General features: G+C 41.8%; 9 protein-coding genes. 8 read left to right on the top strand and 1 reads right to left on the bottom strand.

What is annotated here, in order from left to right; all coding sequences use genetic code 11:
- Positions 1-38 precede the first annotated feature (38 nt).
- From QL886_RS00895 to QL886_RS00880, 5 genes are all read left to right on the top strand, one after another.
- Entirely contained in the window at positions 39-626 is a 588-nt protein-coding gene (locus QL886_RS00895) for a TetR/AcrR family transcriptional regulator (RefSeq protein WP_102090722.1), read from the top strand.
- Positions 627-859: 233 nt separating this feature from the next.
- On the top strand, positions 860-2,914 hold the full coding sequence (locus QL886_RS00890) for an autotransporter domain-containing protein (protein ID WP_102090721.1): 2,055 nt from the start codon (positions 860-862) through the stop codon (positions 2,912-2,914).
- A 174-nt stretch (positions 2,915-3,088) separates the two neighbouring features.
- The gene (locus QL886_RS00885) at positions 3,089-3,832 is read left to right on the top strand and encodes a M90 family metallopeptidase (RefSeq protein WP_102090720.1); all 744 of its coding nucleotides are present in this window, start codon (positions 3,089-3,091) and stop codon (positions 3,830-3,832) included.
- Between the two features lie 74 nt (positions 3,833-3,906).
- On the top strand, positions 3,907-3,987 hold the full coding sequence (gene rhuM, locus QL886_RS13000) for a RhuM family protein (RefSeq protein ID WP_356625636.1): 81 nt from the start codon (positions 3,907-3,909) through the stop codon (positions 3,985-3,987).
- 25 nt (positions 3,988-4,012) lie between these two features.
- The gene (locus QL886_RS00880) at positions 4,013-4,177 is read left to right on the top strand and encodes a hypothetical protein (RefSeq protein ID WP_257020034.1); all 165 of its coding nucleotides are present in this window, start codon (positions 4,013-4,015) and stop codon (positions 4,175-4,177) included.
- Between the two features lie 155 nt (positions 4,178-4,332).
- On the opposite strand, the gene QL886_RS00875 is transcribed toward QL886_RS00880, so the two are convergent.
- Positions 4,333-5,001, bottom strand: a complete 669-nt coding sequence (locus QL886_RS00875) for a hypothetical protein (RefSeq protein WP_102090718.1) — start codon at positions 4,999-5,001, stop codon at positions 4,333-4,335.
- Between the two features lie 202 nt (positions 5,002-5,203).
- On the opposite strand from QL886_RS00875, the gene QL886_RS00870 reads away from it, so the two are divergent.
- From QL886_RS00870 to ppc, 3 genes are all read left to right on the top strand, one after another.
- Positions 5,204-5,695, top strand: coding sequence for a hypothetical protein (locus tag QL886_RS00870; RefSeq protein WP_228707021.1), 492 nt, complete (start codon positions 5,204-5,206; stop codon positions 5,693-5,695).
- Positions 5,696-7,003: 1,308 nt separating this feature from the next.
- Complete coding sequence (locus QL886_RS00865; RefSeq protein ID WP_290177342.1) at positions 7,004-8,269, top strand: integrase arm-type DNA-binding domain-containing protein; 1,266 nt, start codon at positions 7,004-7,006, stop codon at positions 8,267-8,269.
- 253 nt (positions 8,270-8,522) lie between these two features.
- On the top strand, positions 8,523-11,303 hold the full coding sequence (ppc, locus tag QL886_RS00860; RefSeq protein ID WP_290177341.1) for a phosphoenolpyruvate carboxylase: 2,781 nt from the start codon (positions 8,523-8,525) through the stop codon (positions 11,301-11,303).
- Positions 11,304-11,429 lie beyond the last annotated feature (126 nt).

The raw sequence follows: 11,429 nt of genomic DNA, 5'->3' as shown, positions 1-11,429 counted from the left end.
TAACACTGTTATAATTGTCAAGACATAGTGAGAATCTAATGGATGCCAGAACCAAAATACTAAACGCTGCATCTGAGCTTTTCTTAGAAGGGGGTGGGGAAGCCTTGAGTGTACGCGCCATATCCAAGCGGGCAGGACTGTCCACCATCGGTATATACAGTCACTTCCAAGGTAAGCAAGGCATACTAGATGCGCTGTACATAGAAGGGTTTAATCTCGTTCGTGAAGCCATGGATGTCATTCCAGAGGGTAGAGCAAACAAAGAGCAAGTGCTAGAGGCGTGCCTAGGGTATCTCAATGTGGGCGAGAAATATGAGGCGCACTATCGGCTGATTTTTGGGGAATCTGATGCAGGATATCAGCCCTCAATCGAGGCCATTGCAGCAAGAGATAGTGCGTTTTCGAAGTTGGTTCGGGTGGCAGGTTCTTATTTATCAGAAGATGCTAGCATGACGGAACGTCGGCAAATAGCGTTAGATATCTGGGCAATCGTGCATGGGTACGTCAGTATTAGTCACCATGTAGTGTTCGCCGATGAACTGGAGCTAGATTGGAAGACGATGGCACTTCGTGTGGTTGGAGTACAGTTGGATGCCATTGACCTAACTAAAGCTAAGCATCAATAAAGCCTTCCTAAACGACCCAATAAATCAGCAGTATGAAGGTGACAATGAATATTAAACAGCGATTCGTAAGTACTGATCACGGATAAGCAACTACATAGGTACATAGCGTTTTGATGAGCCACCATTCTGCTTAAAAAGTAAATAAATAGACATATGTCTTTTATCTTGTAAACAGCATTATTTTAGGTTATTTTTCACTGTTGATTACCGTTTTTTAACCAAGGAGAAGCAGTTTGGATACTAATTTATCACCGCTTAAGATTTCAGTGGTTGCGGCGCTGACACTGCTTACAAGCTCGCAAGTATTTGCAGAGGCCAAGTATGGAGATTATGGTACAGAAACGGCGCTGACGCTTGCCCGTGACTATGCTGGTCGTTATACAGGTTCCGATAAAGAAGTCCAAGCTGCTGATTATATGCAGCAGCGTATGACCATCGATGGCAGTAACAACCAGGTCAATCGTCAAACTTTTGATTTCGTAGCGCCTCGTGGTTTATTCAGAGGTCAAACATTAACGAGTAATAACGTTGTCGTGACCCAAAAAGGCAGTGCTGATACCAACAGAACGCTATTTGTCGGTGCACATTATGATTCTGCAGTAGCCTATCCAAACTATGCAAATCTAGAAGCATTGGACGATAATGCTTCTGGATCCGGCGTCTTAACTGAGTTGACAAAAAACCTGACTGGCATTGAGACAGAGCATGACATTCAGTTCGTGGCATTTGGTGCAGAGGAGGGCGGTCTCAATGGTTCAAAGGCGTTTGTTGATCAACTAACGGACGCAGAAAAATCAACAGCGTTGGGCATGATTAACCTAGACAGTCTGATTACAGGCGACAAAATGTACGCCAACGCAGGGCGAAACGCTTATGACAATGACGGTAATGAAGTGGCTGCCAATGTAAGTTTGCGTGAAAACGCACTGCGCATCGCAAAAGAGCTTGGTATTACACTAGAAGTCAATACAGCCATTATTGCACCAGGTGAGACAGAGCCATACGAGCCTTATGGCGTTGGCTGCTGCAGCGATCAGGAATCTTTTGATAGTGTCATGCAGGTCGTCGGATTTGAGGCAACTAACTGGGGCCTTGGGCCTGATTATGATGGTTACACACAAACTGAAAACCCGGATATTCCAGGTGGCTATACGTGGCATAACCCTGCATTAGATAACGAAGAAGTGCTTACTGCGGCCTTTGGTGAAGAGCGCATAGCGCAAAGAATGCGTGACTACTCTCGTATCATCAGCAGATTGATTGTTGAACAAACCAATGCTGATATCATCGCCTCAACCAAGAGCGCTATTAATCTGCAAAATACGATGGGCTTAGCTTTACAAGACAATGCTACCGACTCGCACTCAGCGGTGCTTGAGCGCGCCAATGCTTTGGCATTGCATACTCTCGATGATGCGGAGCCTTTGGATTCTGAGTCGCGTACTCAGGTTTGGGTAGATGGCTCCCAAAGCTACGTGGATGCTAATGAGGTACAAGAGGGCACTCGCGCCAATATTGGTCTGTATGGCGAATATACTGTACTGCCGAGCTGGCGTGTTGGCGCAGGTGTGCAAGCCGCCAATCAAAACAATAACACCGTAGAAAACGGCATTAAAAAAGATACGAGCTATGGCATTCAAGCCTATTCGTTACTGGGCGGTAAAGACACGGCTTGGTGGAACACCACATCTCTGAGCTTATCTAAACATGATTTGGACGTTAATAGAACGGTAAAACTGGATGGCAATGATGGTATCAATATTATCAACAATAGCGAACGTGGTGATGCGGATGCCGATGTGTTTAGCGCATACAATGAGCTTGGCTACAATTTTCTTATCAAGAAAAACGTCGCGCATGGTGCCTTTTTGGGTCTGAATTACAGTGATACAGACATAGATGGTTATACCAGTGGCAATGCAAACTCTCGCACTGCACTAAAGGTTGATAGCACGTCTAGAGAGGCATGGGATTCAGAGCTTGGTTACCAGTTGCAGTATGGTTTTGATTTGATGGGCACGCCTGCCAAACTTCAAGGAAAAATCGCTTACGTGCATGTTATCGACGATGGTTTAACAGACAGTTTATCGACAACGTCTTTAGCTGATGATCAAACAAGAGAGGTTAGCATCACCCAAACAGATAAAGATGACGACTATGGACGTTTTGAGCTGAGTGTGAGTAACAAAGTTCATAAGAACGTTTATGCGTATCTGAATGGCGATACCACCTTTGCACGTGATGATAAAGACAGCTCAGTACAACTAGGCTTGCAATATCAATTTTAAAGCTTAATGTATGAATGTCAGACTGCGCTGCTCAATAATTCATTTATGAGCAGCGTTTTTTGCTTATACATGTCAATATATTACTTATAAGGGCATATTGTTGATTACCGATATAATCTTCAGATTCAGTAATGCCAATGTATGTGAAATATTAAAAGAATAGGGGTGGCGTATATGTTTGGCATCATAAAAGATTGGCGTGAGCAGCGCATACTAGATAATAGCGAGTTTACCCATGCCGATTGGATACAAGCGGCTGAGCGTATCGTGATACTCGACAGATTAAGTGTTAACGAGATGATGCATTTATTCGAGCTCGCGACATTGTTTTTGGCTGATAAGTCCATCACAGGCGCACAAGGCTTTGAAATTACGAATGCTGTCAGACAGTCGATTGCACTGCAAGCATGTTTGCCGATCTTAAACTTAGGCCTTGATTGGTATGCTGGTTGGTCATCCATCATCATTTATCCTGGCTCGTACAAGAGTGCTAGCACCACGGTGGATGAGTTTGGTATCGTCCATGAGGGCACTCAGCACCGTAGCGGAGAAGCATGGCTGCGAGGGCCTGTCATTCTCTCATGGAAGGACGCTAAGTACTCAGGCGAACGTGACGGACACAACGTTGTCATTCATGAATTTGTACATAAGCTCGATATGATGAACGGCCGCGCCAATGGTTTTCCACCGATGCAACCTGATATGGATCCTGCAAACTGGACTCAGATTATGAGTCGCGATTTTGAAGATTTTCAAACACATCGCAAGTCAGGGCTTGATCGGTATGGCGCAACCAATCCTGCAGAATTTTTTGCCGTTCTCAGTGAAGTGTTTTTTGAGACCCCACAAAAGCTAGTTGATGCTTATCCGGATATTTATGAGATTATGGTGAAATTTTTTCGTCAGACGCCGTTATAAGTGATATTTATAGGGATGGTGATAGTAAGCTGTATTTAAGACAGCATAAGCATATTGCAAATTCAGACCGTCCGGTGACTTTTTATGACTTAGACGTGGTTATATCAGTCGGTTATCGCATCAAATCTCCTCAAGGCGTGCAATTTAGACGTTGAGCACTGCAGCGGCGCTTTTTTGTTCGTGGATTTTTTACGCCGTAACCACCGACTGCTGAATAATAAAGGCGACATGGTCATCAATAATACTGGGCTTGCAGCTTTAATCTTACTGGTCGCTGAGTCTGACCCCAACCAAAAAGAAACTTTGATCAAATTGATTATGAATATGTTGTCGTTAGAGGGCTAGTAACAAAGCTTGTCATTAAAAACTATACCAAAAACCATGTAGCACAATCCGCTATATATCTTTAATTGAATATATATAGCATTTATATCCAGATAGAGTAAGCTGTCACTTTAAACAAGCCTTATAAAAGTTGTCGGGCAATCTTTCTTTACACCTTAAACCGTCCATTGGTCATTAATGATAGCCACTAGGTAACGCTTGCCTTGATACTCATCAAATACCAAGCGTAGTACCCGCCAGTCCATACCATCATACTCATCCGTGCCTTTATAATAAAATTCTATAACATCTGATGTTTGGTATATTTCTTTTAAATTATTGATAGAATTACCATTATTTTTGAATTCATTGACATTGATACTAGCATTATTGAACTTTTTGCCATCCACCCAAGTATCCAGATAAGCAGGCAACGGCGTGACCAATAGATCGCCAGTACCGTCTTTTTCGCCCCAAGTAAATTGAATGTTAGGCTGCTGTAAATACTGTGCAAATTGCCCGCGGCTAAAGACTTTATCTGACTCAGGCCGTACATAAGCGTACATCGAAAAACGAACGCCACGTGTTGGATGGATATCATTAGTGATTCTAGAAAAGTCCTTATTTGCCAGTGCGCGCTGTATACGTAACGCTTGTTGCCTAAGGGTTTGCTGGCTGATATCAGCATTACTAGGTGTTGATGAGCTACTGGTTGGCTGAGATACAATGGCTTCACTGGACTCAGAAGCAGACTGACAACCCGTAGCAGCTAGCGTGAATAACAGAAGGCCGCTAGAGACTAATGTTGCAGATTTTTCCTTAAAAAAAGCAGGTAATGTCATCATAAAATTATCCTTAGCACAGTTATTAGCGAAAGAAACATCACTATAAATTGTCATGGGAACTGGTAAAAAATACCATAAAAGCGTTATGTAATCGATATTTTAGTAAGTAAACCTGAATGATACGATAATACAGCAGAGTCCGAATATAGGTATGATGTAATAGTCGGTAACACTTATAGGATAAAAGCTCGCAGAGAATAAGATGCCAACATATAAATCGCTGACATTACTATTGACCATAGGACTGATGCCTGTCGGTCACGCTATAACGGATGTATCAAAAGTAGATCAGAAACAAAATGCCATGGCTGATATAAAGATTGCGACCATCACGAAAATGTACCAACAAGATATTGATGACCAAGGTATGAGTAATCCTGTAGTGCTGCAGCAATATGCTGATGCTGACTTGCAAGCAGCGATGCAACTTGAGCAAGCATATTTTGATAAAACTCAGACGTCCTGCAATATAGATTACGATGTACTTTGGAACTCGCAAGATCCTGACTATAAGCAAGACAAAAAGTTTTCAATAACTGATCAAGGATTGGTTCAGGTTAGCTTGGCACAAGGTAGCGATATTTATTATGAGCTGTCATGTGACGATAATGATAAAAATTGCCAAGTTGCAGATGTGGTTTTAGATCAGGATGACAAAACGTTACGTCAGCATTTGCTTGAAACTTGTCGTTAGTAAAAGTCTATAACTAATATCAAATCCGAGTTAAGGTATCAGAATGACATGGTGTAAATGGTTTTTCGCCTAACTACTAAAACCGTTGGTTTGTTTTCGCATAATGTATATTATGTTAAATAAGGTCTATTAGGTCGTAGGTTTAAGCCTTACTAACTATAGAATCATGACGATCATACATTTCTGATACTGCTAGGTATAAACATCCTACCAAACTATTTAGCTCTCACCGACTAACTCTGTCCTGTTAATTCAACCGAATCTTTTGGATGATAGTTCACGCTTGATCAGTTTTACTTCTAAACATCTCTGACAGGTATATTATTACGTCAATCATTTAACGTTTTATTAGACGTTAAGGTTTGAATGCTCTGTATGACTGGTTATTAATATTTTATGATTTGCGATAATACGAATGGCTACATCCAAACCCATCATTAGCTTTTTCTTCGATATGATCATGGCTATTCGTCTGCGATAGCTTATTTATTATCCGTGTCCACCGGCTAAGTCTTTAATATAGATATGCTAATAGCCTATTTTTGATAACCATCATTTGTATGGTTAGATATCTTCTAATTTTGCCAAAATAGATTAAATTGCAAAAACTCAGCCAAACGATATAACTCCTTCGAATATTTCTAATCTTATCTAGCCTTCAAACGCTATACCCAAGTCATCACGTATAACCTTTTAAATTTAAATCATAGACAGACTGTTAAATCATTAGAACTGACGCTATTTATTCTTGCAGAGTGATGAATTTTATCTACCTATAAACAGTAGCCCTCTATTTATTGTTACCAAGCTATTTTTAAGATGAATGAGCTATCTATTGATATTTTTTAATATATTCAGCCTTTCGTTATATATTTTCTATAAACCCCTCAAAATTGGTGCATTCTAAATTTGCACAGAACAGTACTATGACCCTGATTTTTATATTCTGTGCGAGTACAGGAGCATGTGTTTTGTAGAGAATATGCTCAACTCCTTGCCGAATCAATCATGGAAACGATAATCGCATTTAACTATGTATCGAAATAACTGGTAGAAATGCCGTGTAACCCATTCAGCGTATGGCCTACTCACTATTTGGCCACTATGCTATAATTATCCCCAAGTGAACCTTGGGGATAATTAAGTGTTAAAACTATTATTATATAAGGTTTTACTAATAATATTAGCGAATACCAGTGTCCATGAGAGTGTCCAATATTTCTATATTTTTCTACAGAAGAGATTTTTTATAAGTCATCAATCATAAACCTATCATTAACTTTAATTATCATATGACGGATATACATTATGGCTATCGACACTGCAAACGATATCAACAAGCTCGAATGCCGAGACAAAGATTATTCTGTCAGTGTCTCAGGTGTGGCTGGCTTAAGTCTTCGTATTTATCCAAATGGCAAAAAGGAATACTACTTACGTTATTCCCATCCGCATATCGAGGGCAAACGCCCTAGGATGATGTTGGGCAAGATTGAGGATATTAGTCTACATGAGGTTAAATATAAAGCAGACACCATTCTTGATATGGTCGCAAAAGGCTCTGACCCAAAAGCTATCCAGCAAAAAGAGCAAACCAACAAATATACTCACCTAAAAAACGCACCATTTTCTGACGTTGCTCAAGCATGGCGAGAACACAAAACAGCAGGTCGCAATCAAAGTAAATCTAAAAAACCGTCATACAGTGAGTCAACCCTTAAGTTTTGGGATTTATGTCTAGGATATATGTGCCAAGAAATTGGTGATTTAAGAATGGACGATATCACCAGTGAGATGATACTGAGTGTGTGCGAGTCGATTCAAAACAATGAAAATCAAGCAACTTTCGTTGGTGCAAGCACTCGTCTATATACTGAAAAAGTGTTTTCATTTGCTGTTGCTCGAGGGTTGTGCGATAGAAATGTGGCAATTGATACCCGTGGTGAGCTTGCACCTGCCAATTCAGGCAATCACTTGCCAGCCATCACCAAACCAGATCAATTTGCGACGCTTCTAAAAGATATGTCTGATTTTAGAGGTGCAAGCAAGATCACACTAGAGGCTATGAATTTATTACCTTATGTGTTTGTACGTAGTATCGATCTGCGCTCGATGCGTTGGGATGACATCGATTGGGACAATAACACATGGGCATTCTCCCCGACCAAAGGCGAAGGTCGTGACGATATGGTCTCGCACTTAGTTGTTCCCTTAGCCACGCAAGTGATTACGCGATTACGAAACATTCAGTCAATTACTGGGCATAAGGAATATGTATTTGCCTCGATGCGCGGTTCAAGCAATGCTTATATTAGTAAAGCGACGTTGGTACAGATATTCCACCGGCTTGGATACAAAGATGTGCAGTGTGCGCATGGATTTCGAGCATCCGCTAAAACCTTGCTTATGGAACAGCCTGAGCTACGCTATTCTGACATCGTCACAGAGTTACAGCTAGGTCACAGGATAAAAGACACACATGGCGGGGCTTACAACAGACTTGATGAAATCGACACTAGGGTACAGATGATGCAAGATTGGGCGGATTATATAGATGAGCTGCGAGATAAGTAAACTATAAGACCATTCTAAAGCTAAAGCGTAAACATGAAAAGCTTGTACTAAGATCTCTTAAATATACAAAGAAAATTAAAAATAAACTAAGCCAGACATGAGCAATAGCATAATAAAGGTCAATAAACCAAACAATTGACTATCAACATCAAGCAGGCCTCACCTATTTATGTTAAATTGCAAAAAACCATAAGGATATTACGTATAAGATAACCATAGTATTGTATCCACTCATTTGATAGGAAGGTTGAAGATGACACTAGATAACAACGTACTACGTAAACGCACCAGCTTGTTGGGTTCATTATTAGGTGATGCTATTTCTCGCCAATCTGGTGAGCAGACGATTGAGACGATTGAGACGCTGCGCAAAGGCTTTATTCAACAGCGTCGTGAGCCAAATGAGGCACATAAACAGCAGCTTATCGATTTTATTGCTTCTTTGGATAATCAAACCTTAAAAAACGTTATACGCGGCTTTTCTATCTATTTTTTCCTAGCCAATCTAAGCGAAGAGAATTACTTGCGTGAGCAGCGTCATGCGCAGCGTATGCAGTCTGAGCAAAGCTGGGAAGGATCATTTCGTCGTACCTTACTTGAGTGTCGTGAACGCAATATCGAGCCTGCTCAAATGCAAGAGCTGATTGATCAGCTAAAGTTTACACCTGTATTTACGGCGCATCCTACCGAAGCGCGTCGCCGTACCACGATGAATATCTTACAAAGTCTATTCACGCATAGCGATGCTTTAAACAACGTGTCTGAAAACAGCTTCGCCTACGAGCAAGCCAAAGAGCAAACGGCGCAAACGATTGATCTATTATGGTCGTCTGATGAAGTACGCACGCGCAAGCCATTGGTATATGATGAGATTAACAATGGCTTGCATTACTTTAATGCCAGTTTGTTCAATGCCATTCCTAAAGTGTATCGTAATATCAAAAAAGCCATTGTCGATATCTATCCGGAGCTTACAGACTATCCACTGCCTGCCTTTATGAGCTTTGGTTCATGGATTGGTGGTGATAGAGATGGCAATCCTTTTGTGACTTTTGAGACCACAGAACTTGCTGTATTGATGCATGCTGATACCGTGCTGCGTCACTATCAAGTGCTACTCAAAAAACTGCGCCGACAGCTGATTCATAGTGACACCATTGTCACCGTCTCACCTGACGTATATGCCAAAATCAAAAGTTATGATGAGCTCGATCAGCGTGTGTTTGACTATAACCTCGATGACTATGGCAATGAGCCATATCGTCGCCTACTCTCTATCATTCTGACTAAAGTCAAAGCAACCAATCGCCGCATCCAAAGCAAAGGCACGGATATCGAAGCTGAAAAAGATGCCTATGCCAATCCAGAAGAATTACTAGAAGACCTGCGCATTATCCGTCAAAGTGTCAGTACACATGATACAGCACATAGCGATGGCTTATTGCTAGATATCATTCGCCTAGTAAAGACTTGCGGCTTCCATTTAGCATCGCTCGATATCCGTCAAGAGTCGTCATACCATGGCGAAGTAATTGCAGATATCTTTGCTAGTGCCTCCAACCTGCCTGATTATCAAACGCTAAGCGAAACCGAACGTCAAGAATGGCTCACACGATTGCTAGAAAAACCAGGCACACCGCTTATCTATACTGACAACCTGACAGACAAAACGCGTGAGCAATTGTCACTGATGAATTCGATTGCTACTCTACGTAAACTGGTGGGTCAGGCTACTTTTGGTAGCTATGTGATCTCGATGACCAATAATGCTAGCCAGCTACTAGAAGTATTGCTGCTCATGCGGTTTTCAGGCTTATGCAGAATTGATGACGAAGGTCAGTTGTCTGCTGACTTACCTGTCGCACCATTATTTGAGACCATCGAAGATCTCAAAAATATCGATAAAATCTTGCCTGCCGTATTAGATAATCCACTGTATCGTGGACTGCTACGGAACACGGACAACATGCAAGAGATTATGCTGGGTTATTCAGACTCATCAAAAGACGGCGGTATTATCACCTCTGCATGGCAGCTTTATAGTGCACAGCAAACCATCAATAACATTGCTGAGCAATATGGTATAAAAACACGCTTGTTCCATGGTCGAGGCGGTTCTGTGAGCCGTGGTGGTGGATCAACGCACAAAGCCATTGCGGCACAGCCAGCAGGCACGCTGCATGGGCAGATTAAGGTAACTGAGCAAGGCGAAGTGCTCTATGCCAAGTATGCCAATACAGATACCGCTGTGTTTGAGCTGACCATGGCGATCACCGGTACACTCAAAGCCTGCTCAACAAGGTTTGTGGTACAACCGACTGAGTTGCCAGAGTATGAAGCGCTGTTTGCACAGCTGGCAGATGCTGGCGAGCAGCGTTATCGCGAGCTGACCGATCATACCGAAGGGTTTTATAAGTTCTACTCCGAGGTCACCCCAGTACAAGAAATCTCTTTATTAAACATTGGCTCACGTCCAGCCCATCGCAAAAAAGGCCTACCAAGTAAGACCACTTTGCGAGCGATTCCTTGGGTATTTGGCTGGTCATTGGCACGCTTTACCCTACCTGCTTGGTATGGCGTTGGTAGTGCGCTAGATAGCGTCAAAAAAGACGAAGCATTGATGAAAGAGATGAATCAGCATTGGCCTTTCTTTAGCGTGTTTATCAGTAATATCGAGATGGCTTTTACCAAAGCCAATATGAATATTGCCGAGGCCTATAGTCAACTGTGTGATGATGAGCCGTTACGCGAAAAAATTATGACAGCGGTCACCGATGAACACACGCTGACCAATTCGGGTCTCAACTCTCTGCTTGAGCAAGACTCTTTATTGTCCAATCAGCAGAATCTTGCTTCATCCCTGCAGTGGCGAGACGCTTATCTAGATCCTATTAACTATATCCAGATTGAGCTGTTGAAACGTGCTAGACAACAGGACACCCCGAACGATTTGGCACATGGCGACCTTAATGTAGAAGATCCATTAATCCGTAGTATCAATGCGCTAGCTGCAGGGTTACGAAATACTGGTTAAGGTAGCTTTTCAATAATTAGCTTTCGGATAAACAGAACGCTTATATCAATTGTCGCTAAATATTAAGGCTTCGTTCGCGAAGCCTTAATATTATTCAAAACCCTTCAAAAAATATCTCACCAGATA

The sequence above is a fragment of the Psychrobacter sp. APC 3281 genome (genome assembly GCF_030407815.1).
In the GTDB taxonomy this organism is placed as follows: Bacteria; Pseudomonadota; Gammaproteobacteria; order Pseudomonadales; family Moraxellaceae; genus Psychrobacter.
The sequence above is the reverse complement of the archived record's forward strand: the minus strand, read 5'-3'. Positions and strand labels throughout refer to the sequence as shown.

Excerpts from the sequence above, each read along its gene's own strand:
- QL886_RS00895 (WP_102090722.1), top strand. The coding sequence starts at position 39 with ATGGATGCCAGAACCAAAATACTAAACGCTGCATCTGAGCTTTTCTTA.
- QL886_RS00885 (WP_102090720.1), top strand. The coding sequence starts at position 3,089 with ATGTTTGGCATCATAAAAGATTGGCGTGAGCAGCGCATACTAGATAAT.
- QL886_RS00875 (WP_102090718.1), bottom strand. The coding sequence starts at position 5,001 with ATGATGACATTACCTGCTTTTTTTAAGGAAAAATCTGCAACATTAGTC.
- QL886_RS00870 (WP_228707021.1), top strand. The coding sequence starts at position 5,204 with ATGCCAACATATAAATCGCTGACATTACTATTGACCATAGGACTGATG.
- QL886_RS00865 (WP_290177342.1), top strand. The coding sequence starts at position 7,004 with ATGGCTATCGACACTGCAAACGATATCAACAAGCTCGAATGCCGAGAC.
- ppc (WP_290177341.1), top strand. The coding sequence starts at position 8,523 with ATGACACTAGATAACAACGTACTACGTAAACGCACCAGCTTGTTGGGT.